This is a genomic window from Janthinobacterium sp. FT14W, from assembly GCF_009208755.1.
GTDB lineage: Bacteria > Pseudomonadota > Gammaproteobacteria > Burkholderiales > Burkholderiaceae_D > Janthinobacterium > Janthinobacterium violaceinigrum.
Genome location: NZ_WFLL01000008.1, coordinates 17,980 through 42,521, shown reverse-complemented (window position 1 = coordinate 42,521; position 24,542 = coordinate 17,980). Strand labels below are relative to the sequence as shown.

Below are 24,542 nucleotides of genomic sequence, written 5' to 3'. Positions count from 1 at the left end.
CGTAGGAAAAGTATCGACGAATCGCTCAAGCCGCATTTTTTTGGAATAGCGCATAGAACAAACCGTCGTGGTCCTGCTCCGCGCTGCCAGTCGGCAACAGCTGGCCAGGCGCTGTCAATCGGGTCGCATTATTGCGCACCGCAAATGCCGCCGCCTGTGCCTCGGATTCCTGCGGCCACAATGAACAAGTCACGAACAGCAATTTACCATCGGGGCGCAGCATCTGCCACAGGTTGTCCAGAATTTTAGATGAAAGTGTTGCAAGTTGGAACGCATCTCCCTTGCGGCGCAACCAGCGGATGTCGGGATGGCGGCGCACGATGCCCGAGGCCGTGCACGGCACGTCGGCCAGGATGCGATCGTACTGCTGGCCGTCCCACCACGCGCTCGATTGCGCATCCTGCGCCTTCAGGGTCGCTTCCAGGCCCAGGCGCTCGAGGTTTTCCGCGATGCGCGGCAAGCGCTTGGCGTCCGCATCGATGGCCGTGACTTGCACATCGGCCAGTTCCAGGATGTGGCAAGTCTTGCCGCCGGGCGCCGCGCAGGCGTCCAGTACGCGCATGCCATCTTGCAAGTCCAGCAGCGGCGCGGCCAGTTGCGCGCCGGCATCCTGCACGGAAACGACCCCCTGCTCGAAGCCGGGGATCAGTGCCACGCCGATGGGCTTGTCCAGGCGCACGGCAAACGGTCCCACCTGGCGCGCGGCAATACCCGCCTCGGCCAGCACGGCCAGATACGCTTCGACCGTGCTCTTGCGGCGGTTCACGCGCAGGGTCAATGGCGGCACGGCATTGCCGGCCGTCAGAATGGCTTGCCAGTCGCGGGGATAGGCCAGGCGCAGCGAGTCGATCCACCATTGCGGATAATTCCATTGCGCCAAAGGTTGCTGCAAGGCCGCTTCCAGCAAGGATGCGCGCTCGCGCAAGAAACGGCGCAGCACGGCGTTGACCATGCCCTTGGCATGCGCCAGGTCAGGGTGCGAGGTGGCCACCGTGACGGCCTGGTCCACAACGGTGAATTCTTCGTACGGCTGCTCGCCCGGCTCGGCCGACATCAGGGCCAGCGCGCAGCACAGCAGCGCAGCGAGCATCGGCGGCTCGGGCGCCTTCGACGTCATCAGGCCGACCAGGGTTTCGCTGCGGCCCAGCTGGCGCATGGTGCGGTAAGAAATATCCTGGATGGCGCCGCGCGCTTGCGGGCTGGCGTTCGATTGCGTAAACACCTTGGCCAGCGCTTGCGGCAGGGCCGTGCCCGTGCGCACTTGCGCCACGGCATTGGCGGCGCCCAGCAGGCAAAACGCCAGCGAGTCGGCGCGCAAATCGGGTTGGAAGCCTGGCTGCAGGACCGGTTTCAGGTCGGGATGGTAGCTGGGACGCAATTTTGCGGCGGCAGGGGCGTGAGCCTGGCCTGGCGCCGGCTTGGTTTTCAATTTCAGCGTGGGGCGCTTGTTCATAGTTATCCGGTGTGGCTGCGCGCGGCTGGCGGCATGGTGGCAAGTACGCGGCCGCGCGTCATCAATAAAGGGTCGATTGTAGCGTTTGTGGCGCCCGCTGGCCCAAGCGATTGCAGCGATATGGGCAATTTCCGGCAAAAAACTGCATATATACAAGCAGAATGCACTGTGTTGATGTTTTCGCGCACCAACGTGACCATGCCGTCCTGATAATATCGTGAAAAGCGCCGGCACGGGCACACTGCCGGCCGGCGTATTGTTCCCGGCAGCAAACCAGTATAATTAACGCAGTCTGGGCGGCTTGGATACTTGCCGTCCGTTTTGCTTTTTGATTCATTCTATTCATTCTTAACGCGGTTCCACCGCCATCCTGCTCATGCTCGCCCAACAGAAACAAGAAATCATCGCCCTGTTCCAGGCCGCCCTCGCTCCCGTCCTGGCCGGCACTTCGCTTGCGCCTTCCGTGGTGCTCGAGCGACCACGCGATGCATCGCATGGCGACGTCGCCTGCAACATCGCCATGCAACTGGCCAAGCAGCTGAAACAGAATCCCCGCGAACTGGCGCAAACCATCGTCACGGCCGTGCTGGCCAACCCGGCCGGCAAGGGCCTGATCGAGGCAGTGGAAATCGCCGGTCCCGGCTTCATCAACGTGCGCGTGTCCGCCGCCGCCAAGCAGGCCGTGGTCAAGACCATCCTGAGCGAGGCCGACAACTATGGCCGCAGCACGGCAGGCGCCGGCAAGCAGGTCATCCTGGAATTCGTCTCGGCCAACCCGACGGGTCCGCTGCACGTGGGCCACGGCCGCCAGGCAGCCCTGGGCGACGCGCTGTCGTCGCTGTTCGACGCGCAAGGCTACAAAGTGACGCGCGAGTTCTACTATAACGACGCGGGCGTGCAGATCCAGACCCTGGCCAATTCCGTGCAGGCGCGCGCGCGCGGCTTCAAGCCGGGCGACGCCGAATGGCCCGAGTCAAGCTACAACGGCGACTACATCGCCGATATCGCCAACGACTTCATCGCCGGCAAGACCGTGTCGGCCAGCGACGGCTTGCCGGCGACGGCCAACGGCAACGTGGATGACATCGATTCGATCCGTCCGTTCGCCGTCACCTACCTGCGCAACGAGCAGGATATCGACTTGCAGGCATTCGGCGTGAAGTTCGACAACTACTACCTGGAATCGTCGCTGTACGCGGACGGCAAGGTCAACAGCGCCGTCGAAACCTTGATCAAGGCGGGCCACACCTACGAACAGGATGGCGCGCTGTGGCTGCGCACCACCGACTTCGGCGACGACAAGGACCGCGTCATGCGCAAGACGGACGGCACCTACACGTATTTCGTGCCGGACGTGGCGTATCACCTGGTGAAATGGCAGCGCGGCTTCGTGCAGGCCATCAATATCCAGGGCAGCGACCACCACGGCACCATCGCGCGCGTGCGCGCCGGCCTGCAGGCGGTCGACATGGGCATCCCGCAAGGCTACCCCGACTACGTGCTGCACAAGATGGTCACCGTCATGAAGGACGGTGAAGAAGTCAAAATTTCCAAACGCGCCGGCTCCTACGTGACCGTGCGCGACCTGATCGAATGGTCGGGCGGCGGCGACATCGCCAAGGGCCGCGACGCCGTGCGCTTCTTCCTTATCTCGCGCAAGGCCGATACGGAATTCGTCTTCGACGTCGACGTGGCGCTGAAAACCACCGATGAAAATCCCGTCTATTACGTGCAGTACGCGCATGCGCGCATCTGCCGCATCCTGGAAAACTGGGGCGGCGATGCAGGCACGGTTGCCAACGTCGACCTTTCCCCGCTGACGGCGCCGACGGAAGCGACCCTGCTGGCGACCCTGGCCGCCTACCCGGAAATGCTGGCGCGCGCGCAAGCGGAACTGGGCCCCCACCAGGTCGCCTTCTACCTGCGCGACCTGGCCGCCAACCTGCACAGCTTCTACTTCGCAGAAAAAGTGCTGGTCGAGGACGAAGCCGTCAAGATGGCCCGCCTGGCGCTCGTCGTCGCCGCGCGCCAGGTGCTGCGCAACGGCCTGGCACTGATCGGCGTGTCCGCGCCAAACAAAATGTAATCGCGAAGGTCAAACCGTCAATGAATCACGCTTCCTCTTATGCTTCCCGCGCCACGCCGGTCCGCCGCCAGCAGGGCAATACGCTGGTCGGCATCATCATCGGCCTGGTCATCGGCCTGGGCATCGCCGTGGTGGTCGCCCTGGTGATCACCAAGGGTTCCTCGCCCTTCACCGACAAGTCGCCCAAGGCCGGCAAATCGGCCGAACCGACGGCCGGCCAGATCGCCGACCCGAACAAGCCGATGTACGGCAACAAGGAAGCGGCCAAGGAGGCGGCGCGCGACTTCTCCAAGGAGCCACGCGAAATCACCACACCGACGCAGCCCGCTGCGCCGGCACCGGCGCCAGCTCCCGTGCAGCAGCCGAAGGCGCCGCCGCCGGACGCGCTGCAGGAATTGATCGGCACCCTGAAGGACAAGCCGACGCCGAAAACGCCGGCGGCCGCCCCCGCGGCACAGGCCAAGGCCGAGACGAAAGCCGACGCCAAGGCCGATGCAGCCGGCGACAAATGGATTTATTATCTGCAGGCCGGCGCCTTCCATGACATGTCGGACGCCGAAAGCACGCGCGGCAAACTGGCGCTGCTCGGCTTCGAAGCGGCCATCAGCGACCGCAGCACCGATGCCGGCGTGCTGCACCGCGTGCGCATCGGGCCGTTCAACCAGCTCGAAGCGATGAACCGCGCACGCACCAAACTGTCCGAAAACGGCATCGATGTCGCCGTCGTCCGCAACCAAAAATAAGGAACCAGCATGCGTTTTCTGAAGAGAGTCCTGTTCGCCGCCGCCCTGTGCACCGCCGCCATGGGGGCATCGGCCTCGCCGGCCGAGCCGAAGAACGGCGTCGAGTACGAAACCCTGGCCACGCCGCAGGCGACGGAATCGGGCAAGAAGATCGAAGTGACGGAATTCTTCGCCTATTACTGCCCGCATTGCAACGTGCTCGAGCCGCAACTGGCTGCCTGGGTCAAGAAACAGGGCGACAACATCGTCTTCAAGCGCGTGCACGTGTCGCGCGATGACAGCGTGGCGCCGCAGCAGCGCCTGTTCTTCACCCTGCAAGCCATGGGCCTGATCGACAAGCTGCACACCAGCGTCTTCCACGCCATGCACGTGGAGCGCAACCGCCTGAACACCGACGACGCCGTCTTCGACTTCGTCGCCAAGCAGGGCGTGGACCGCCAGAAGTTCATCGACACCTACCGTTCGATGGGTATCTCGGCCCGCGTGCGCCGCGCAGATGCCATGATGCAAGGCTATAACGTGACGTTCTGGCCCATGATTGCCATCGACGGCCGCTACATCACCTCGCCATCGCAGGCGGATCAAGGCAGCAAGTCGGCCAAGAACGAAGAGCAGCTGAACGCCCAGGCGCTCACCGTGATGGACGTGCTGGTTGCGAAAGCCAAAGCGGAAAAGAAATAAGCATGTCTACCTCCCTGGCGCAGCCCCGGCACGCGCGCATCGCCTGATGCACAGCGTTTTCATCACGGGGGCGTCGAGCGGACTGGGCGCCGCCCTGGCGCTGCAGTACGCGCGCCAGGGCGCCCGACTGGGCCTGCTGGCCCGCCGCGGAGAAACCCTGCAGCAACTGATCGCCTCCCTGCCCCACCCTGAACGCCACCGCGCCTACGCCGTCGATGTGTGCGACCACGCGGCCCTGAAAAACGCGGCGCACGACTTCATCGCTCATGCGGGGCGCGTCGATGTCGTCATCGCCAGCGCCGGCGTGTCGTACGGCACCCTGACCGAACACGCGGAAGACCTCGACGCCTTCGCGCGCCTCATCGCCATCAACGTCACGGCCACCGTCGCCACCTTCGCCCCCTTCATCGCCACCATGCAGCGGCAAGGCAGCGGACGCCTGGTGGGCATCGGCAGCGTGGCGGGCATCCGCGGCCTGCCCGGCGCCGAAGCGTACAGCGCCTCGAAGGCGGCCGTCATCAGCTACTGCGAATCGCTGCGCCTGGAATTGAAGCCTGCTGGCGTCAAGGTCGTCACCATCACGCCCGGCTACATCGACACGCCGATGACGCGGCATAACGCCTACCGCATGCCCTTCCTGATGCCGGCCGAAAAATTCGCCGCACGCGCCGCGCGCGCCATCGCCGACGGCGACAGCTACCGCGTGATCCCGTGGCAGATGGGCGTCGTCGCCAAGCTGCTGCGCGCGCTGCCCAATGCCGTCTACGACATGGCCTTCGCCAACGCGCCGCACAAGGCGCGCAGCAAGCCATCCGGCGACAGCCAGTAAAAAACCATCTCCTCACCATGACGAAGCATTCAGACCTGAACAGCGCGGCCATCGCCGCCCATTGCGCCACGGGCGCCTCCCACGTGGCCATCGAAGTGGTCGATGAAACGGGATCGACCAACGCCGACCTGCTGGCGCGCTGCGCCACCCTGGCCGGCCCCACCTTGCGCATCGCCGGCCAGCAGACGGCCGGACGGGGGCGCGCCGGACGGCCCTGGGTGTCGCAGGCGGACGCCAGCCTGATGTTCTCGCTGGCCTGGCGCTTCAAGGGGCCGCTGCACGGGCTGGTCGGCCTGCCCCTGGCCGTCGGCGTGGCGCTGGCCGAAAGCATGACCGCGCTGGGCGTGCCGGTGCAATTGAAGTGGCCGAACGACATGCTCAAGGATGGCCACAAACTGGCCGGCATCCTCGTCGAAACGCAGCAGGCAGCCGACGGCGGCGTGTGGGCAGTCATCGGCTGCGGCATCAATTTGCTGATGCCCGATGCGCTGGAACAGCAGATCGGGCGCAGCGTCTCGGCCGTGCCCTGGCTGGCGCAAATGGAGCGCAACACGCTGGTCGCGGCGCTCCTGAGCCGCCTGGCCGGCGTACTGGCCGAATTCGACGACACGGGCTTCGCGCCTTTTGCCGAACGCTGGAACCTGCTCCACGCCTGGCAGGGCCAGCACGTGAAGATCCTCGACAACGGCCAGCTGCTGCAGCAAGGCGTGGCGGCCGGCGTGGACCACCTGGGCCGTTTGCTGCTGCGCACCGATGGCGGCCTGCAGGAAGTCATGTCCGGCGACGTGTCCTTGCGCCTGGCGGGGGAGTAAGCGCATGCTGCTGCTGATAGACGCCGGCAATACGCGCATCAAATGGGCGCTCGTGGCCGCCGATAGTGCCGCCGGCGGCTGGCTGGCCAGCGGCGCCGTCGCGCATGCGCAGATCGACACCCTGGCCGCGCAGTGGGCCGGCCTTGCCATCAGTGCAGCGCTGCTGTCGAACGTGGCAGGCGCCGGCATCGGCATGCGCCTGCGCGCCATGCTGCCCGTAGCGCCCTGCGACTTCAGCTCGCAGCCGCAGCTGGCGGGACTGAAAAACGGCTACCGCACGCCATCGCAGCTGGGCTGCGACCGTTTTGCCGCCGCCATCGGCGCGCAGGCGCTGGCGCCTGGCCAGGCCGTCATCGTCGCCAACTGCGGCACCGCCACCACCATCGACGCCATCACGGCAGATGGCGTGTTCCTCGGCGGGATGATCTTGCCGGGACTGGGACTGATGGCCAGTTCGCTGGCACGCAACACGGCACAGCTGCCGCAAATCGCCAGCGACGCCATGCTGCCGGCCGGCTTCGCCGACAACACGGACGACGCCATCCTCTCCGGCTGCCTGGCGGCGCAGGCGGGCGCCATCGAACGGGCCGTGCGCATGCACGGCGCCAGCGCCTGCCTGCTGTCGGGCGGCGCCGCGCCGCGCATCGCGCCGGCACTGGCGCTGGCGGTACCGCTGCACCTGGTGGACAATATCGTCATGATCGGCCTGCAGGCGGCCGCGCGCACCGGCGCAGCGGGAACACAAGGAAACCACGTATGCTGAAATTCGTCTTCTGGCTGCTGGCCGGCGTCAACCTGCTGGTGCTGGCCATCGGCCAGGGTTATCTGGGCAGTTTTCGCAGCGAGACGCGCGAGCCGGCGCGCCTGAAAAACCAGCTGCAGGCAGGCAAGCTCACCTTGCTGACGCAGGAGCAGGCCACGGCGCCCGCCGCGCCGCCGGCCGCCGACGACGCGGCGACACCGGCCACGCCGGCGACGGCCGCTCCGGCCGCTCCCGCGCCGCCGCCATCGTATGCCTGCACGGAGGTAGGCAATTTCCTGCTGGCTGACGGACGCCGCTTCGAAGCGCAAGTGGTCGCGCTGGACCTGGGCGACCGCCAGTCGCGCCGCAACGTGGCCGGCCAGGAGATTTCCAGCTACATGGTGTACATCCCGCCGCAGGGCAGCAAGGAAGGCGCCGACCGCAAGGCGGGCGAATTGAAGCAGCTGGGCGTGACGAATTACTTCATCATGAACGAAGGCAGCCCGCAGCGCTGGGGCATTTCATTGGGCGTATTCAAGTCGGAGAGCAGCGCGCAAAGCCAGCTGGCAGCGCTCAACAAGCAGGGCGTGCACAGCGCCCGCATCGCGCCGCGCTACAGCGCCAGCAAGCAGATGGCCTACCGCTTCCGCGACCTCGACGCCGCCACGCGCGTGCGGCTGGAAAAGATCAAGGCGCAGTTCCCTGACCAGGAACTGCGCAACTGCAAATAAGCACCGGACCAAACCTGCTGCGCGTCGCGCCGTGCGCACCTGCGATGCGCGCTGCGGTTCAATCCCGTGCCTTATCGTTGGATGACGATAGGCTTGATGCCGGTCGATTCCGGCAGATTCGCCGCCGCCCGCGCCGCTTCGGCGCGGCTGGAGAACGGTCCGCCGTACAGGCGGAACAGATTACCGGCCTGCACCACCCCCAGCGTTCCCAGAGCCGCCGCGTAGGGCGCCAGGCGCGAACGCCCCATTTCCGCATTGTCGGCGCGCGAGTAGGCGCCCAGCTGCAGATAGAAGCCGCTGGCCAGCGCCGCCGGGGCAGGCATGGCCACCGTCGCATCGACGGGCAGCATCTGCGTCGACACTTCCGGCTGCACCACGGCGCCCGTTTCCACCGGCGTATCGATGGAGATGGCGACCACGGAAGGCACCGGCTTGGGCGCCGCCCTGGCGGCCAGGATGGCATCGATGTCGGCCGGCAGCAGCCGCTCGACGACCACCTGATGGCTGCCCTTGCCCAGGAAGCCCAGCTTCAGCGCCGCCGTGTAGGACACGTCGATCACGCGCGTGGCGTGGAACGGACCGCGGTCATTGATGCGCACGATCACCTGCTCGCCGCTGTCGATGCTCGTCACGCGCGCATACGATGGAATCGGCAAGGTCGGATGGGCCGCCGTCATCTTGTACATATCGTAGATTTCGCCCGACGAGGTGCGCTGGCCATGGAATTTCTTGCCATACCAGGTGCCCGTGCCCGTCTGCTTGAACGGTTCGTTGTCGGTGATCGGGGTATACGTCTTGCCAAACACGACATAGGGACGGTTCGAGCGCGTCGAATACGGCTCGTTGCGCACTTCCGCATCGGGCACGTCGCGCAGGTTGGCGGGCGGATTGTCGCCCGGGCCGTCACCCTTGTAGTAGCCGCCGCGCCCGGAGCCGGCGGCCGGCAGCGCGGGCAAGGTGGGGTCCTGGCGCACGGGGGACTTGACCTTGCCGCCCGGCGGCATGGGCACGTTGGCCGGCGGCTTTTGCGGCGTGGTGCCGCAGGCGGCCAGGGTCAGCAAGACCGCCAGCAGTGTGGCAACATTCAGCCCGCGCATGGCGAAGGTATCGACAGGCGCGCGCATCAGGTCTGCACCAGCTTGCGATGGCGCTGAATGCTCATCAGGATACCGGTGGCCACGCCCAGGGTCAGCAGCGCGGTGCCGCCGTAGCTGAGGAAAGGCAGGGGCACGCCGACCACCGGCACGATGCCGCTGACCATGCCCATGTTGACAAACGCATACGTAAAGAAAATCATAGTTATCGCTCCTGCCAGCAGGCGAGTGAAAAAACTGGGGGCGTTGGCGGCGATCATCATCCCCCGTCCCACCAGCAGCAAATACATCAGCATCAGGATCAAATTGCCCACCAGGCCAAACTCCTCCGAATACACGGCGAAGATGAAGTCGGTCGTGCGCTCCGGGACGAACTCCAGGTGGGCCTGCGTGCCGTGCGTCCAGCCCTTGCCCGTCATGCCGCCGGAACCGATGGCGATGATGGACTGGATGATATGGAAACCCTTGCCCAGCGGGTCCTTGGTCGGGTCGATCAGCATCATCACGCGGTCGCGCTGGTAATCATGCAGGTGCGACCAGGCGATGGGCAGGCAGGAAACAAAGGTGATCAGCAGGCCGGCGAGCACCTTCCACGACAGGCCGGCCAGGAAGATCACGGTAAAGCCGGCCGCCACCACCAGCAGCGCCGTGCCCAGGTCGGGCTGGCGCGCGATCAGGTAGACGGGCACCAGCAGCAGCACGGCCGCCATCAGGAACGACTTCCAGCGCAGGGCGCCCGCATTATGCTGGAAGAACCAGGCCAGCATCAGCGGCGTGGCGATCTTCAGGAATTCGGAAGGCTGGATGTCGATCACGCCGATATGCAGCCAGCGCCGCGCACCGAGCTTGATGGTGCCGAACAGCGCCACGGCCACCAGCAGTATCACCGAGACCGTATACGCGGGCACGGCGATGCGCATCATCATCTGCGGCGTGACGTTGGCCGCCACCCACATGACGAAAAAGCACAGCAGGATGTTGCGCAGGTGATCCTCGATCTTGCCGGGAATGCCGATGCTGGCCGAATACAGGGTCAGCAAACTGGTGCTGAGCAGCATCAGGATGATGATCATCAGCGGCGGATCGAATACCGCCAGATAGGGTTTGGCGCGCCGCCACAGCGAGCGCCTCTCGTTTATGGGCATGTGCTTCCTTATTGCCTTGGGGTCTGGCGCACCGCCATGGCGAGCGCCTCTCGTAACAAGAAACGTTTCATTATTGTCTGGCAGGCGCCGCCGGGGCAGCCTGCTCGTCGGTGATTTCTTCCAGGGTGCGCACTTCGTCGACATCTTCCTTGGGCACCTTGGTGGTGTCCTTTTCCTTGTCGCTCGGGCGCTTGCCCAGCAGGTAGTAGTCGAGCGCCTTGCGCGCGATCGGCGCGGCCACGCCGGCGCCGAAGCCCGCGTTTTCCACCACGATGGCAATCGCGATACGCGGCTTGTCGGCCGGCGCGAAGGCCGTGAACAAGGCATTGTCGCGCAGGCGTTCGGCCAGCAGCTTGGCATTGTACTTCTCGTTTTTCTTGATGCCCACCACCTGCGCCGTCCCCGTCTTGCCGCCCACCGTGTACTGCACGCCGGCGAAGATGCGCGCGGCCGTGCCGCCCTGTTCGCTGGTCACGCCCACCATGGCGCGCTTGATGGTGTCGATGTTTTCCTGCTTGAGCGCGATGCGGTAGCTTTCCTTGGGCACCGTCAGGGTGCGCGCGCGCGTGCTGGCGTCTTCGATGATCTTCACCAGATGCGGCTTCATCACCACGCCGTTATTGGCCAGGTTGGCCGTCGCGTGGGCGATCTGCAGCGGCGTATAGGAATTGTAGCCGGAGCCGTTACTCACCGAAATCGTGTCGCCGCCCACCCATTTTTTCTGCTGCGGCGTCTTGAAGCGGTTGCGCTTCCATTCCGTCGACGGCAGCACGCCCGTCTTCTCGTTATTCAGGTCGATGCCCGTCAGCTGGCCGAAGCCGAACGGCTTCATGAAGTCGTGGATGGCGTCGATGCCCATGTCGCGGCCCAGCTGATAGTAATAGGTATTGCACGAGACGACGATGGACTTGTGCATGTCCACCGTGCCATGGCCGCCCACCTTGTCGTCGCGGAAGGTATGCCCGCCCAGGATGAAGAAGCCGGGATCGGAAATCGACTGGCTCGGCGTGCGCTTGCCCAGTTCCAGCGCGGCCAGCGCCATGAAGGGCTTGAAGGTCGAGCCGGGCGCGTAGGTGCCGGACAGGGGACGGTTGACCATCGGCCGGTCCAGCGAGGTATTGAGTTCATTCCAGCTTTGCTGGTCGATGCCGTCGACGAACAGGTTCGGGTCGTAGCCGGGCTTGGATACGTAGGCCAGGATGTCGCCCGTGGCCGGGTCGATCGCCACGGCCGCGCCGCGCCATTCGCCGAACGCTTCCTCGACCACCTTCTGCAGTTCGATGTCGATCGACAGGATCAGGTTGTTGCCAGGCGTGGCCGCCGTGCGCGACAGGGTGCGCATGGCGCGCCCGCCGGCCGACACTTCCACCTCTTCGTAGCCGGTGGTGCCATGCAGCTGCTTCTCATAGCTTTTTTCCAGGCCTTCCTTGCCGATATGGTCGGTGCCGTTGTAGTTGGCCGCGTCCTCGCCCTCTTCCAGCGCCTTGGCTTCATTGCGGTTGATGCGGCCGATGAAGCCCACCACGTGCGATGCCACTTCGCCCATCGGATACTGGCGGAACAGGCGCGCCTGCACCTCCACGCCAGGGAAACGGAAACGCTGCGCCGTGAAGCGCGCCACTTCTTCGTCCGTCAGGCGCGTGCGCAGCGGCACGCTGACGAAGTTCTTCGATTCTTCCAGCAGTTTCTTGAAGCGGCGGCGGTCCTTGATGTCGACCTGCACCAGGGTCGACAGCTCGTCGATCACCGAGTCGAGGCTGGCGCTCAGTTTCGATGGCGTGATTTCCAGCGTATAGGCCGAGTAATTGCGCGCCAACACCACGCCGTTGCGGTCGAGGATCAGGCCGCGCGTGGGCACGATGGGCACCACGGCGATGCGGTTGTCTTCGGCCTTGGTCGCATAGTCCTCGTGCTTGATCACCTGCAGCCAGATGAAGCGCGCCAGCAGCAGCGAAAAGCAGACGAAGACGAGGCCGCCCAGGATGGTCAGGCGCATGCGGAAAAAATGCAGTTCGCGCTCGGTGTTCTTCAGTTCAGTCATGGCAGGCGCCCGTCAAATCGGCCGGTTGTGGTCACGGTCCACGGCGCGGCGCTGCGGCGCCAGCAGGATCCACGTAACGAAGGGCCACAGGGCCACGGCGACGAAGCTCTCGATGAAATTGAGCCAGCCGGGGAAGCGCCCGGAGACGATCAGGCGCGTCAGCAATTGCAGCGCCTGCGTCAGCAGCAGCAGCGGCAGCACGTGCAGCGCCTGCGTCAGGATGGGGAACCACAGCACGCGACGGTGCATCATGATGGCAAAGTAGGACAGCAACGTGTAGGCCAGGGCATTCTCGCCCAGCAGGGTCGAGTCGTGCACGTCCATCATCAAGCCCATGAAGAACGCCACGCCGATGCCGACCTTGCGCGGCTGGTGTATACCCCAGAAGACCAGCACCAGGGCGACGAAATCGGGTACGCCGACGAACTGCCCCCATGGCAGCAAATTCAGCAGAAAAGCGCAAAGCAGGGAAAAGCCGATGAACAGGGGACTGACCGGCAGCAGGATGTAATGCGGGCGGTTCATCGTGTCGCCTCCTTCGGTGGCACGGCGGCAGGCGCGGGCGCAGGTGCAGGCGTCGCCGGCTTCGGCGCCGGCGCGGTGCCAGCCGGCGCTTTCGCGGCCGGTGCGGCTGCGCCATGCGCGGCCGGCGCCGGCGCCGCAGCGGCGGCAGGCTCCTTGGCCGGGTCCTTGATCGGCGCCATCTTGCCGGCGATCTTGCGGCCCGTCTTGATATCTTCGGCGGGCGGACGTGGAGGTATCTCGGGCGACGTCATCAAAATAAGGAGCTGGGTATTGCGTTCGATGCCGGCCAGCGGCTGGCACACCACGCGGCCGAACGGGCCGTGCGCATTGCGCTCGACCAGAGTCACGCGCGCCACGGCCAGGCCGGCCGGATACAGGCCGTCGAGGCCCGAGGTAATGACGATGTCGCCGATCTGGATGTCGGCGCTGGGGGCCGTGAAGCGCAGCTCCATGGTGCCGGACTTGCCGCGTCCGATGGCCACGCTGCGCACGCCGTTGCGCAGCAGCTGCACGGGAATCGCCTGCTCTTCATCGGTCAGCAGGGTCACTTCGGAGGTGAACGGGAACACGCGCGTGACCTGCCCCACCACGCCCAGGTTGTCGATCACGGGGCGCCCCAGTTCGACGCCGTTCTGGATGCCGCGGTCCAGCACGATCTTGCGCGTGGCCGAATCGCGCGTGTCGTACAGGACTTCGGCCATCAGGGTCTTGACGGGCACGCGCTCGCGCGCCTCCATCAGTTTGCGCAGATGGTTGTTTTCAACGATATTAAGCTGCGCCTGCTGCAGGATCTGCGCCGAGGCGATCTGTTCGTGCTTCAGGTCGCGCACCTGTTTTTCCAGGGCGGACAGCGAAGAAAAGTAGTTGCCGACGCCGAGCGCCACGTCGCGCGGCACCAGGGCCGCCATCTGCACCGGATACAGCACGGTGCCGACGGCCTGGCGCACGGCCGTCAGCGCGTGCATGCGCGAATCGACCAGCAGCAGGGCGATAGAAATGCCGGCGAACACCATCATCTTGACGCGGGCGGAGGCGCCTTGTTTGAAAAGTGGCGGAGGACTGTATTCCATGACATCCAATAATCAGGCGCAGTGCGCCAACGTGCAAGCCCCGGTCAAACGCCGGCGCCAAAACCAAAAAAAGGCCGGAATGGTTTCCGGCCCTTCTGTCAGATTATTCGTAGGAGAAGATCGAGCCGAGCTTGTCCATACGTTCCAGTGCCATCCCGGAACCGCGCACCACGCAGGTGAGCGGGTCCTCGGCCACCAGCACCGGCAGGCCGGTTTCCTCCATCAGCAGGCGGTCCAGGTCGCGCAGCAGTGCGCCGCCGCCCGTCAGCATCATGCCTTTTTCGGCGATGTCGGCGCCAAGTTCCGGCGGCGTCTGTTCCAGCGCGTTTTTCACGGCCGAGACGATGTTGTTCAGCGGGTCGGTCAGCGCTTCGAGGATCTCGTTGCTGGAAATGGTGAACGAACGGGGGATGCCTTCGGACAGGTTGCGGCCCTTGACTTCCATTTCCTTCACTTCCGAACCGGGGAAGGCCGAACCGATGGCTTTCTTGATGGCTTCGGCCGTCTGTTCGCCGATCAGCATACCGTAGTTGCGGCGGATGTAGTTGACGATGGCTTCATCGAACTTGTCGCCGCCCACGCGCACGGAACCCTTGTAAACCATGCCGCCCAGCGAGATGATGCCCACTTCGGTGGTGCCGCCGCCGATGTCGACCACCATCGAACCCGTTGCTTCCGACACGGGCAGGCCCGCGCCGATGGCCGCCGCCATCGGTTCTTCGATCAGGTACACCTGCGAGGCGCCGGCGCCCAGCGCCGATTCGCGGATCGCGCGGCGTTCCACCTGGGTCGAACCGCAAGGCACGCAAATGATGATGCGCGGCGATGGACGGAAGAATTTCGAGTCGTGCACCATGCGGATGAATTGCTTGAGCATCTGCTCGGTCACGGTGAAGTCGGCGATCACGCCATCTTTCATCGGACGAATCGCTTCGATATTGCCCGGCACCTTGCCCAGCATCTGCTTGGCTTCCTTGCCGACTGCCTGAATGGTCTTCTTGCCATTCGGACCGCCTTCCTGGCGGATGGCGACGACCGATGGTTCGTCCAGGACGATACCGAGGCCGCGCACATAAATAAGGGTGTTGGCCGTGCCCAAGTCAATGGCCAGATCGGTGGAGATATACCTGCGTAAAAAACCAAACATGAGTGTCCTGTAGCGCATCGAGCTGCGCAAAAGCTGTTTATGGGGAGTTTCAAAGCGGGCGCTTTCAGGCACCCTGAAAATCCAAAAGGCGATTTTTCCGGGTTTCGCTTGGCGCTTGCGCAATCTTTTCTATGCTGCGGCAGCAGTCCATCAGCGCCGGCAACGCATTAACCCGCCATTCTACCTTATAATTTGAATGCGATTTGCTCAAAAACCATGGAAAAGTGCGACTCTTGCAGCCGCGAGTTACGCGGCATTCCTCGGCTTTTGTGAGCAAAAGAGCAGTAAATACCCGCGTTTTATCAAAACGCCAACTTAATACTAATGCGCGGCACTCCGCGCCATTCGCCATGTCCCTGACACTATCCGACGTAAAACGCATCGCCCACCTGGCACAACTTGAAATGGCCGACGACCAGGCCGTCACGTCTTTGGCCCAATTGAACAAGATTTTTGCACTGGCCGAACAAATGCAAGCCGTCAATACCGATGGCGTGGCCCCCCTGAGCCACCCGCTGGCCGCCCACATGGACAATATCGCCCTGCGCCTGCGCGAGGACATCGCCACCGAGCAGAATCGCCGCGACGCCTACCAGGCCGTGGCGCCGAAAGTCCAGGATGGCCTGTATCTCGTACCTAAAGTGATCGAGTAACTGGCACCTGACATAAGCTGCTGCGCGTCGCGATTTGCGGCCTCCGATGCTCACTGTGCCAAAGCACAGCTCCGCTTCTCGGCCACAACTCACTTCCGCTCGCTACGCTTCTGTCAGGCGCTAGAACGGCGCAGTGCACAAAAAACAACCCTGCCGAATAGATAAAAATAGAAACGCCATGCATACAAAATCCATCAAACAGCTGTCCACGCTTTTGCAGAACAAGGAAATTTCCGCCGTTGCACTGGCGACGCATTTCCTCGACCGCATCGAAGCGGACACCTCGAACGCCTTCCTGCACGTCGACCGTGCCCTGACCCTGGCGCAAGCGGCCGAAGCCGATGCCCGCATCGCGGCCGGCACGGCCACGCCACTGACGGGCGTGCCGATCGCGCACAAGGACCTGTTCGTGACGAAAGGCTGGCGCACCACGGCCGGCTCGAAAATGCTGGCCAACTACGCCAGCCCGTTTGACGCCACCGTGGTGGAAAAATTCCAGGCGGCCGGCATGGTCACCCTGGGCAAGGTCAACTGCGACGAATTCGCCATGGGTTCCGGCAACGAGAACTCGGCCTTCGGCGCCGTGCAGAATCCGTGGGACAAGGCCGCCGTGCCAGGCGGCTCGTCCGGCGGTTCGGCCGCCGCCGTGGCGGCCGGCCTGACGCCGGCGGCTACCGGCACCGACACGGGCGGTTCGATCCGCCAGCCGGCCGCCTTCTGCGGCATCACCGGCATCAAGCCTACCTATGGCCGCGTCTCGCGCTTCGGCATGATCGCCTTTGCCTCGTCGCTGGACCAGGGCGGCCCGATGGCCCGCTCGGCCGAAGACTGCGCCCTGCTGCTGACGGCCATGGCCGGCTTCGACGAGCGCGACTCGACCAGCCTGTCGCCGGAACAGGGCGGCGTGGCGGAAGATTTTTCGCGGGAACTGGGCCAGCCGCTGACGGGCCTGCGCATCGGCGTGCCGCGCGAATATTTCGGCGAAGGCCTGGCCAAGGACGTGGAAGCGGCCGTGCGCGGCGCGCTGGCGCAATATGAAAAGCTGGGCGCTACCCTGGTCGACATCTCGCTGCCGAACACCGCCCTGTCGATTCCCGCCTACTACATGATCGCGCCGGCCGAAGCGTCGTCGAACCTGTCGCGCTACGACGGCGTGCGCTACGGCCACCGCGCGGCCGAGTACAAGGACTTGCAGGACATGTACAAGAAGTCGCGCGCCGAAGGCTTCGGCCCCGAAGTGCAGCGCCGCATCATGGTCGGCACCTATGTGCTGTGCCACGGCTACTACGACGCCTACTACCTGAAGGCGCAAAAGATCCGCCGCCTGATCGCGCAGGATTTCGACGCCGTCCTGAATGGCCCGAACGCCGTTTGCGACGTCATCATGGGCCCCGTCGCGCCAACCGTCGCCTGGGACCTGGGCGACAAGACGGACGACCCGGTGGCGAACTACCTGGCCGACATCTACACCCTGTCGACCAGCCTGGCCGGCCTGCCCGGCATGTCGATCCCTTGCGGTTTCGGCGAAGGCGAGAAAAACGGCAAGCGTCCCGTCGGCCTGCAAATCATCGGCAATTACTTTGGCGAAGCCAAATTGCTGAACGTGGCCCACCAGTTCCAGCAAGTGACGGACTGGCATACGCGCAGCCCTGCCGGCGTTTAAGAGCAGACCAAGAACAGATTTGCGCCGCGGCTAGCGGCGCTACCAAAAATAAGCGAGAACACTATGCAATGGGAAGTCGTCATCGGTCTTGAGAACCACGTGCAGCTCACGACCGAATCCAAAATTTTCAGCGGTTCGCCGATCAAGTACGGCGCCGACGCCAACACGCAGGCCAGCCCCGTCGACCTGGCCCTGCCAGGCGTGCTGCCGGTGATGAACAAGCAGGCCGTCGACCGCGCGATCCGCTTCGGCCTGGCCGTGGGCGCCACCGTCGCGCCGCACTCGGTCTTCGCGCGCAAAAACTATTTTTATCCGGACTCGCCCAAGGGCTACCAGATCAGCCAGTTCGAGGACCCCGTCGTCATCGGCGGCGCCCTGACCTTCGGCTATGAAAAGGATGGCGAATTCGTCACCAAGACAGTCAACCTGACGCGCGCCCACCTGGAAGAAGACGCGGGCAAGTCGCTGCACGAAGACTACGCCGGCATGAGCGGCATCGACTTGAACCGCGCCGGCACGCCGCTGCTGGAAATCGTCTCGGAACCGGAAATCCGCAGCGCCGCCGAAGCCGTGGCCTACGCCAAGGCCCTGCATTCGCTGGTCATGTGGCTGGGCGTTTGCGACGGCAACATGCAGGAAGGCTCGTTCCGCTGCGACGTCAACGTTTCCGTGCGCCCCGTCGGCCAGAAGGAATTCGGCACGCGCTGCGAGATCAAGAACCTGAACTCCTTCCGCTTCATCGAGGAAGCCGTGCACGTGGAAGTGCGCCGCCAGATCGAACTGATCGAAGACGGCGGCAAGGTCGTGCAAGCAACGCGTTTGTACGATCCGGACCGCAAGGAAACGCGCGAAATGCGCAGCAAGGAAGACGCGCAGGACTACCGCTACTTCCCGGACCCGGACCTGCCGCCGCTGGTCATCTCGCAAGCGTGGATCGATACGGTCAAGGCCTCGATGCCGGAACTGCCGGCCGCCATGCGCGCCCGCTTCATCAGCGAATACGCGCTGCCGGAATACGATGCGCTGGTGCTGACGCAATCGAAAGCCATGGCCACCTATTTCGTCGCCGTGGTCGACAAGGCGGGCAAGGAAAACGCCAAGGCCGCCGCCAACTGGCTGATGGGCGACGTATCGTCGACCCTGAACCGCGAAGGCGTGGACCTGGACGAGGCACCCGTCTCCGCCGCGCAGCTGGCCGCCATGCTCAAGCGCATTGCCGACGGCACGATCTCGAACAAGGCGGCAAAGGAAGTCTTCGCCGGCATGTGGGAAGCCAAGTCCAGCGACGAGAACCTGGTCGATACCGTCATCGACGCCAAGGGTCTGAAGCAGATCTCGGACACGGGCGCACTGGAAGCCATCGTCGATGAAGTACTGGCGGCCAACGCCAAGTCGGTGGAACAGTACCGCGCCGGCAAGGAAGCGGCCATCAACGCGCTGATCGGCCAGGCCATGAAAGCGTCGAAAGGCAAGGCCAATCCAGCCCAGCTGACGGAACTGCTGAAGGCCAAGCTGGCGGGATAATTTTCCTCCCCCCCAAAAAAAGACGCTGCGGCGTCTTTTTTTTCGCCTGTTCAGCATACTTCTAAACAAGCTTGTCTATATTTTCCAGCATGCATGTCAGGCGCTTATGCGGTATTGAAAATTAAATCTTTGTCTACAATAATTATTCCAACCTTATTAAATTTCAGGCAACATGGAACAGCATGGCAAAGACGCACGACATCCCGAAACCGACGGCAGCCGAACTCGATCTGCTGCAGGCACGGTCACCATGTCCTTCGATGTCGATGCCACTGGCAAGGTCCACGGGTCGAGCGTGGTCAAAAGCAGCGGCCATCCGGCCCTCGCTGGCGGCAAGCCAGTCAGCGCCAGCGTCAAGGTGCAATACGCCTGGCGCCTGAACTAATGCAGTAGCGGCGGCATCGCAGCGACATTGTTGCAGCGCTGCCGCCGCCCGCTTGCGGGTATGATCATGGATTCTTCCACGCACCTGTGAATACGCCATGAACAAGATCAAAACCGGCCTGGTGGGCTACGGCTTTGCCGGCTCCACCTTCCACGCGCCCGTGCTGTCCGCCATCGACGCCCTGGAACTGACGGCCGTCGCCTCCAGCAAGCCGGACCTCGTGCACCAGGATTGGCCGCAGGCCACCGTGTATGCGGAACCGGCGCAGCTGTTTGCCGATGCTGCCATCGAACTGGTCGTCATTGCCGCCCCCAACGAAGCGCATTTCAGCCTGGCGCTGGCGGCCCTGCAGGCGGGCAAGCACGTGGTAGTCGACAAACCTTTCACCATTTCCAGCGCCGAAGCGCAAACCCTGATCGCCGTGGCGAAGGAGCGCAAGCTGGTGCTCAGCGTGTACCACAACCGGCGCTGGGATGGCGATTTCCTCACCATCAAGGCGCTGCTGGCGCAGGGCACCCTGGGGCGCATCGCCAGCGTCGAATCGCATTTCGACCGTTTCCGCCCCGAGATCCGCCAGCGCTGGCGCGAGTCCGGCGCGCCGGGCGGCGGCCTGCTGTACGACCTGGGTCCGCACATGCTGGACCAGGCCATGCAGCTGTTCGGCATGCCGGAAAAACTGTCTGCCGATATCGCCCTGCAGCGCGATGGCGCGCAAGCCGTCGACTATATCCACATCGTGCTGTACTACGACCGGCTGCGCGTGGTGCTGCAGGCGGGCTGCCTGGTGAAGGCGCCGACGGCGCGCTTCGCCGTGCATGGCGACAAGGGCAGTTTCGTGAAATTCGGCCTCGATCCGCAGGAAGACGCCCTGAAGGCGGGCGGCAGGCCGGGACAGCCCGGCTGGGGCGTGGACCCCGTGCGCGGCGCGCTGCACCTGGGTACGCAGCCGGACGGCCACGTCGAACACCTGGAGATACATGCGGGCCGCTACCAGGACTTTTACCAGGGCATGGCCGACGCCATCCGCCACGGCGCAGCGGCGCCCGTGGCGGCCGAGGATGCGGCAGCGACGATACGCCTGATCGAACTGGCGCTGCAAAGCGCCGCCGAAGGCCGCGTGCTCGCGGTCGGCTGATCCGATGCCGGCTGGCCCGGTTCAGTTGATGACGAAGGCCAGCACCACGGCGCCCAGCGCCAGCAGGGCCAGGCCGCAAATGAACAGCAGTTCGCCCCACCACTCGTAGCGCAAGCGCGGCTGGCCGGGGCGCAGCGACATGAACGAGAGTACGGCGCTGACGAGAAAGACGATGGCATCGACGGCCAGCAGCTTGTCGATGGCCACGCGCATCTCGCCGCGCGGCGCCAGGTGGCCGATCGACAGCACCGTCATGCACACGCCCACCATCGTCGCCGACGTGGGCAGGATATGGGCAGACAAACCGCGCGCCGGCACGCCCCGTTCGGGCGCCTTGCCGTCGCCCGGCATCAGGTCCGGCCCTGGTTCGTTCCCGCCGGCCAGACCAGCTCCACGCGCGCCGAGCTGCCCGCCTTGACCTGCACCTTGCGTTCCAAGGTCTTGCCGGCCAGGGTGGCGCGCAGGCTGTAGCTGCCCGGCGCCAGTTTCGCCAGCAGGAATGGCCCGCTGGCCGTCGTCTCCAGCACCTGCGCGCCCTTGGCGTCGCTGATCTGCAGCTTCACGTCGGAGGCAAATTCCGCCTTGCCCGGCGCCTGCACGGAAAACACCAGGCTCAATGGCCAATGCCGGCTGGCGCTCTTGATGGCGGTCGACTCATCGAGGCCGATGCCGCCGCTCAGGTATTCCACCGCCCCGCTCTTCTGCACGGGCGGCAGCGCACTCTCATTCTGTGCCTGCGCCGCACTTCCCAGCAACAGCCCGGCGGCCAGCATTGCCGCCGCCAGGCTCAAGGTACCGCGTCTGTCTGATGCCATCTCACTCTCCTCGTGTCGGTTGAATCAAGATAGGAAGCGCAGCTTAGGCAGGACTTAGGAAACCATCAACGCCGGCGCATGGCCTCGGCGATCTTCTGGTCCGTCTTGAACTGGCTCAGCGCATACACGGCCCAGATCGTCGCTGGCAGCCAGCCGATCACGGTGATTTGCAGGATCAGGCAAATGATGCCGGCGATCGGACGGCCGATCGTGAAAAAGGTCAGCCACGGGAGTATCAGGGCAATCAGCAAGCGCATCGTTCGTTCCTTCAGTATTCCCCTGCACCGCGGGGACCGGGCCGGCATGCCGGCGATAAAATCCATTGACCTGATTATAACGATAGCTGCGCCTCACGCGGCGCGGGCGCCAGTTGTTTTTCCATCCACGCCAGGATGGCGGCGAAGATCTCCTCGCGGTTCAGCTCATTGAAATTCTCGTGGTAATTGGCAGGATAAAAATGGTAGTCGAGCAAGCCATCGGGCACGCTGCGCAGCATGCTTTCCGTGGCGCGGCTGTCGGCCAGCTTGTCGTCGCCCGCCACCACGGCGAACAGGGGGAAGGTCCAACCCGACAAGCCGCCCGCCAGTTCCTTTTGCGCCGACGTCAGCGCGTGGGCGAAACGCACCGACGCGGCACTGGCGCGTATGCCGTCGCGCTCGTCCTGGAAATGGCGCGCGGTGATGGCCTGGTCGTGCGTCAGCAGCATGGTCAGATTGCCCAGCGGTACCTGCATCGTGGGGAAGCGCCTGGCCAGCCAGCCCGACAGCATCTGCAGCACCTTCGGCACGGGAATCGCATTCACGTAATACGGCGAGGAGAGGATGAAGCCCCGGATGGCCGGGTCGCCCGCAAAGCGCCGCAGCCCCAGATGCGTGGCGATCAGGCCGCCCATGGAGTGGCCCATGACGAAAACCGGCACGCCGGGGTACGTCTGCCTGACCCAGGCGAGGAACAGTTCCTCGTCGTCGAGGAAGGCCTCGAACGAAGGAATATCCACCATGCGCTTGCCGTCGTGGCCCACCATGTCGAAGCTGACGGTGGCGATGCCGTGCTGGCGGAAGTACAGCGCCGGCGTGACATAGTCGCCAGCATGCGCCATGCCGCCGTGGATCGCCAGAATCACGGCGCGCGACTGTTGCGGCCCTGGCGGCTGCCAGATGTGGATGGGCCGCTCGACCTGGTCGCTGCACAGCAGGCTGGCCATCTTGTCTTCTGAAAAACGCATCGCTGCTCCTGTCATGCCCTGTCACGCCTTCAGGTGATCGATCAACTGGCGCGCATACAGGGGTAATTCACTGAACTGGCGCACGCAAATCGTCAGATTGCGTACCGACCAGGGATCGGATAATTCCAGGCAGCGCAGCGCCATCGTCTGCTGGCAGCGGCTTGCCGCCGCCAGCGGCACCACGCTGATGCCCACGCCGCTGGCCACCATGCGGCACACGGCATCGAAGCTGCGCAGGCGCACGCGCACCTTCAGCGGGCGCCCCAGGCGCGCCGCGTGCATGCCCAGGTACTGCTGCATCGCGCTGTCGTCGGCCAGGCCGATGAAATCGTGATCGAGCACGCTGGCAAAGTCGACGACGCCATCCTGCCCCAGCGCGCGGTGATGCACGCCGTCGGCCGCCGCGATCACCACCAGCCGGTCGGGGCGGAACAAAAACGTCTGCAAGCCGCGCATGTCGACCGAGTCGGACACGATGCCCATGTCGGCCAGCCCTTCCGAGACGGCCTTGACGATATCGTAACTGAGGCGCTCTTCCAGGTCGATGGTCAGGTTTGGATGGCGGTCGAGAAAAGCGCCGAGCGCCTCGGGCAGGAATTCGCTGAGGGCCGCCGTATTGCACAGCAGCCGCAACTGCCCTTTCAAGCCGCGCGCAAACTCACCGAGCTCGCCCCGCATTTTCTCCATTTGCAGCAAAACGAGGCGCGCGTGATGCAGCAGGGTCTGGCCCACCGGTGTCGGTTCCACGCCACGCCGGCCGCGCAGCAGCAGGGGCATGCCCAGCATCTCTTCCATGCCGCGCACGCGCGCACTGCTCGAGGCCAGCGCCAGATGGCTGCGCGCGGCGCCCGCCGTCAGGCTGCCCGCCTCCACCACGTTGACAAACAGCTGCAAGTCGACCAGATCGAAACGCATGACAGCCCTCCTTTTTTCCCATCTTACCAGCCTTCGTCCACCACTGAGGCTGGCTCAAAATAATCCACCTTGGCGAAATCCGCAAGCGCGCGCAAAATCCACGCAAAATCACTGTGGAATAAAATCATGGAGACGTCATTTCTGCTGGCCGTCGGCGCCAGTTTCCTCGTCGCTGGCTTCGTCAAGGGCGTAGTCGGCCTAGGCTTGCCAACGGTGGCCATGGGCACGCTCAGCCTCGTCATGCCGCCCGTGCAGGCGGCGGCCCTGCTGATCGTGCCGTCGATGGTGACGAACGTATGGCAGCTGGCGGCCGGCCCGGGCCTGCGCGCCCTGCTGCGGCGATTGTGGCCCCTGCTGGCCTGCGTCATGGCGGGCACCCTGGCGGGCGGCGCCCTGCTGCCGAAGAACAGCGGCACCTGGGCCGTCGTCGCGCTGGGCATGGCGCTGATGCTGTATGCGCTGGCGGGACTGTTCACGCTGCAGCTGCGCGTGCCGGCGCGGCACGAAGCGTGGCTGGGGCCCGTGGCGGGCGCCGCGACAGGACTGGTGACGGCCGCCACGGGCGTGTTCGTAATTCCCGCCGTGCCGTATCTGCAGGGACTGGGCCTGGCGCGCGATGCGCTGGTGCAGGCGCTGGGCCTGGCGTTTACCGCATCGACCGTGGCGCTGGCGGCCAGCCTGGCCCTGCACGGCGACTTCAGTCCCGGCGCGGCCGGCGCTTCCGCGTATGCGCTGCTGCCGGCGCTGGCCGGCATGCTGGCCGGCCAATGGCTGCGCGGGCGCATCGCGCAGGCCGTGTTTAAACGGTGCTTTTTTGCCGGGCTGTTCGCCCTGGGCCTGCATGCGGCGCTCAAACCATGGCTGGCGTGATGCAGATAGACTGGCAGGGGGACAGCGCGCTGTGCGCATGGATCGACGGCCAGCAGGTGGCCATGCTCGACTTCAGCAGGAGCGCGGACGAGGTCACGGTGAACATGCTGTTCGTGAAACCGCCATTCCGGCGGCGCGGCATCGGCGGAGCGCTGCTGCGGCGGCTGTTGCAATGCTACCCATCGGCCAGCGCCGCCTGCAGCGACCCGCGGCTGCGGGCGCTGCTGGAAAAGTAGAGCGATTTAAAGTGCTCAGGGC

General features: G+C 64.7%; 26 protein-coding genes. 14 read left to right on the top strand and 12 right to left on the bottom strand.

The genetic code is table 11. The features are described from left to right. Positions 1 to 25: 25 nt before the first annotated feature. Positions 26 to 1,453: a 16S rRNA (cytosine(967)-C(5))-methyltransferase RsmB gene (gene rsmB / locus GCN74_RS07945; protein WP_152256161.1), complete on the bottom strand. Its 1,428-nt coding sequence runs from the start codon at positions 1,451 to 1,453 to the stop codon at positions 26 to 28. A 376-nt stretch (positions 1,454 to 1,829) separates the two neighbouring features. Here rsmB and argS point away from each other — a divergent pair, with 376 nt between their 5' ends. From argS to GCN74_RS07910, 7 genes are read left to right on the top strand one after another with little or no spacing between them, the layout of a single operon-like run. Further along, positions 1,830 to 3,539, top strand: coding sequence for an arginine--tRNA ligase (argS, locus tag GCN74_RS07940; protein WP_152256160.1), 1,710 nt, complete (start codon positions 1,830 to 1,832; stop codon positions 3,537 to 3,539). 20 nt (positions 3,540 to 3,559) lie between these two features. After that, a complete protein-coding gene (locus GCN74_RS07935) occupies positions 3,560 to 4,282 on the top strand; it encodes an SPOR domain-containing protein (RefSeq protein WP_152256159.1) in 723 nt (240 codons plus the stop codon). Positions 4,283 to 4,291: 9 nt separating this feature from the next. Beyond that, entirely contained in the window at positions 4,292 to 4,963 is a 672-nt protein-coding gene (locus GCN74_RS07930; RefSeq protein WP_152256158.1) for a thiol:disulfide interchange protein DsbA/DsbL, read from the top strand. Between the two features lie 46 nt (positions 4,964 to 5,009). Further along, a complete protein-coding gene (locus GCN74_RS07925; protein WP_152256157.1) occupies positions 5,010 to 5,792 on the top strand; it encodes an SDR family oxidoreductase in 783 nt (260 codons plus the stop codon). A 17-nt stretch (positions 5,793 to 5,809) separates the two neighbouring features. Beyond that, positions 5,810 to 6,604: a biotin--[acetyl-CoA-carboxylase] ligase gene (locus tag GCN74_RS07920; RefSeq protein WP_152256156.1), complete on the top strand. Its 795-nt coding sequence runs from the start codon at positions 5,810 to 5,812 to the stop codon at positions 6,602 to 6,604. A 4-nt stretch (positions 6,605 to 6,608) separates the two neighbouring features. After that, positions 6,609 to 7,367: a type III pantothenate kinase gene (locus GCN74_RS07915; protein ID WP_152256155.1), complete on the top strand. Its 759-nt coding sequence runs from the start codon at positions 6,609 to 6,611 to the stop codon at positions 7,365 to 7,367. Beyond that, positions 7,361 to 8,077: an SPOR domain-containing protein gene (locus GCN74_RS07910; protein ID WP_152256154.1), complete on the top strand. Its 717-nt coding sequence runs from the start codon at positions 7,361 to 7,363 to the stop codon at positions 8,075 to 8,077. Before GCN74_RS07915 ends, GCN74_RS07910 begins: the two co-directional genes overlap by 7 nt. 71 nt (positions 8,078 to 8,148) lie before the next feature. Here the strand turns inward: GCN74_RS07910 and GCN74_RS07905 are convergent, their stop codons facing one another. From GCN74_RS07905 to GCN74_RS07880, 6 genes are all read right to left on the bottom strand, one after another. After that, positions 8,149 to 9,201: a septal ring lytic transglycosylase RlpA family protein gene (locus tag GCN74_RS07905; protein ID WP_152256153.1), complete on the bottom strand. Its 1,053-nt coding sequence runs from the start codon at positions 9,199 to 9,201 to the stop codon at positions 8,149 to 8,151. After that, complete coding sequence (rodA, locus tag GCN74_RS07900) at positions 9,201 to 10,316, bottom strand: rod shape-determining protein RodA (RefSeq protein WP_101483784.1); 1,116 nt, start codon at positions 10,314 to 10,316, stop codon at positions 9,201 to 9,203. Before rodA ends, GCN74_RS07905 begins: the two co-directional genes overlap by 1 nt. A 70-nt stretch (positions 10,317 to 10,386) precedes the next feature. Further along, positions 10,387 to 12,357 (bottom strand): penicillin-binding protein 2, encoded by a 1,971-nt coding sequence (mrdA, locus tag GCN74_RS07895; protein WP_152256152.1) that lies wholly within the window; start codon positions 12,355 to 12,357, stop codon positions 10,387 to 10,389. 12 nt (positions 12,358 to 12,369) lie between these two features. Next, entirely contained in the window at positions 12,370 to 12,882 is a 513-nt protein-coding gene (gene mreD / locus GCN74_RS07890; protein ID WP_035824494.1) for a rod shape-determining protein MreD, read from the bottom strand. Continuing rightward, on the bottom strand, positions 12,879 to 13,952 hold the full coding sequence (gene mreC, locus GCN74_RS07885) for a rod shape-determining protein MreC (RefSeq protein ID WP_152256151.1): 1,074 nt from the start codon (positions 13,950 to 13,952) through the stop codon (positions 12,879 to 12,881). The genes mreD and mreC overlap by 4 nt, the downstream gene beginning before the upstream one ends. A gap of 103 nt (positions 13,953 to 14,055) precedes the next feature. After that, a complete protein-coding gene (locus tag GCN74_RS07880; protein WP_010393186.1) occupies positions 14,056 to 15,099 on the bottom strand; it encodes a rod shape-determining protein in 1,044 nt (347 codons plus the stop codon). 350 nt (positions 15,100 to 15,449) lie between these two features. Between GCN74_RS07880 and gatC the strand changes: the two genes are divergently transcribed. The 5 genes from gatC (at position 15,450) to GCN74_RS07855 (ending at position 20,459) form a co-directional block, all read left to right on the top strand. Next, positions 15,450 to 15,752 (top strand): Asp-tRNA(Asn)/Glu-tRNA(Gln) amidotransferase subunit GatC, encoded by a 303-nt coding sequence (gene gatC, locus GCN74_RS07875; protein WP_034784699.1) that lies wholly within the window; start codon positions 15,450 to 15,452, stop codon positions 15,750 to 15,752. A gap of 178 nt (positions 15,753 to 15,930) precedes the next feature. Further along, a complete protein-coding gene (gene gatA / locus GCN74_RS07870; protein ID WP_152256150.1) occupies positions 15,931 to 17,415 on the top strand; it encodes an Asp-tRNA(Asn)/Glu-tRNA(Gln) amidotransferase subunit GatA in 1,485 nt (494 codons plus the stop codon). Positions 17,416 to 17,463: 48 nt separating this feature from the next. Next, positions 17,464 to 18,939, top strand: a complete 1,476-nt coding sequence (gatB, locus tag GCN74_RS07865) for an Asp-tRNA(Asn)/Glu-tRNA(Gln) amidotransferase subunit GatB (RefSeq protein WP_264372876.1) — start codon at positions 17,464 to 17,466, stop codon at positions 18,937 to 18,939. 172 nt (positions 18,940 to 19,111) lie between these two features. Further along, the gene (locus GCN74_RS29230; RefSeq protein ID WP_152256148.1) at positions 19,112 to 19,324 is read left to right on the top strand and encodes a TonB family protein; all 213 of its coding nucleotides are present in this window, start codon (positions 19,112 to 19,114) and stop codon (positions 19,322 to 19,324) included. Between the two features lie 97 nt (positions 19,325 to 19,421). Next, a complete protein-coding gene (locus tag GCN74_RS07855; protein WP_152256147.1) occupies positions 19,422 to 20,459 on the top strand; it encodes an oxidoreductase in 1,038 nt (345 codons plus the stop codon). A 21-nt stretch (positions 20,460 to 20,480) separates the two neighbouring features. Here GCN74_RS07855 and GCN74_RS07850 read toward each other — a convergent pair whose 3' ends face one another. The 5 genes from GCN74_RS07850 to GCN74_RS07830 form a co-directional block, all read right to left on the bottom strand. After that, on the bottom strand, positions 20,481 to 20,810 hold the full coding sequence (locus tag GCN74_RS07850; RefSeq protein WP_152256146.1) for a hypothetical protein: 330 nt from the start codon (positions 20,808 to 20,810) through the stop codon (positions 20,481 to 20,483). Beyond that, the gene (locus GCN74_RS07845) at positions 20,810 to 21,274 is read right to left on the bottom strand and encodes a carboxypeptidase-like regulatory domain-containing protein (RefSeq protein WP_152256145.1); all 465 of its coding nucleotides are present in this window, start codon (positions 21,272 to 21,274) and stop codon (positions 20,810 to 20,812) included. The genes GCN74_RS07850 and GCN74_RS07845 overlap by 1 nt, the downstream gene beginning before the upstream one ends. A 65-nt stretch (positions 21,275 to 21,339) precedes the next feature. Beyond that, positions 21,340 to 21,531 carry a YqaE/Pmp3 family membrane protein gene (locus tag GCN74_RS07840; protein WP_152256144.1) on the bottom strand — a complete coding sequence of 64 codons (192 nt, stop codon included), beginning with the start codon at positions 21,529 to 21,531 and terminating at the stop codon, positions 21,340 to 21,342. 74 nt (positions 21,532 to 21,605) lie between these two features. Next, complete coding sequence (locus GCN74_RS07835; protein WP_152256143.1) at positions 21,606 to 22,499, bottom strand: alpha/beta fold hydrolase; 894 nt, start codon at positions 22,497 to 22,499, stop codon at positions 21,606 to 21,608. 21 nt (positions 22,500 to 22,520) lie between these two features. Continuing rightward, entirely contained in the window at positions 22,521 to 23,414 is an 894-nt protein-coding gene (locus tag GCN74_RS07830) for a LysR substrate-binding domain-containing protein (RefSeq protein WP_034749390.1), read from the bottom strand. Positions 23,415 to 23,540: 126 nt separating this feature from the next. Here GCN74_RS07830 and GCN74_RS07825 point away from each other — a divergent pair, with 126 nt between their 5' ends. Together GCN74_RS07825 and GCN74_RS07820 are read left to right on the top strand one after the other, a co-directional pair. Beyond that, positions 23,541 to 24,284 carry a sulfite exporter TauE/SafE family protein gene (locus tag GCN74_RS07825; RefSeq protein WP_152256142.1) on the top strand — a complete coding sequence of 248 codons (744 nt, stop codon included), beginning with the start codon at positions 23,541 to 23,543 and terminating at the stop codon, positions 24,282 to 24,284. Further along, the gene (locus tag GCN74_RS07820) at positions 24,272 to 24,520 is read left to right on the top strand and encodes a GNAT family N-acetyltransferase (protein ID WP_152256141.1); all 249 of its coding nucleotides are present in this window, start codon (positions 24,272 to 24,274) and stop codon (positions 24,518 to 24,520) included. The genes GCN74_RS07825 and GCN74_RS07820 overlap by 13 nt, the downstream gene beginning before the upstream one ends. Positions 24,521 to 24,542: the final 22 nt, after the last annotated feature.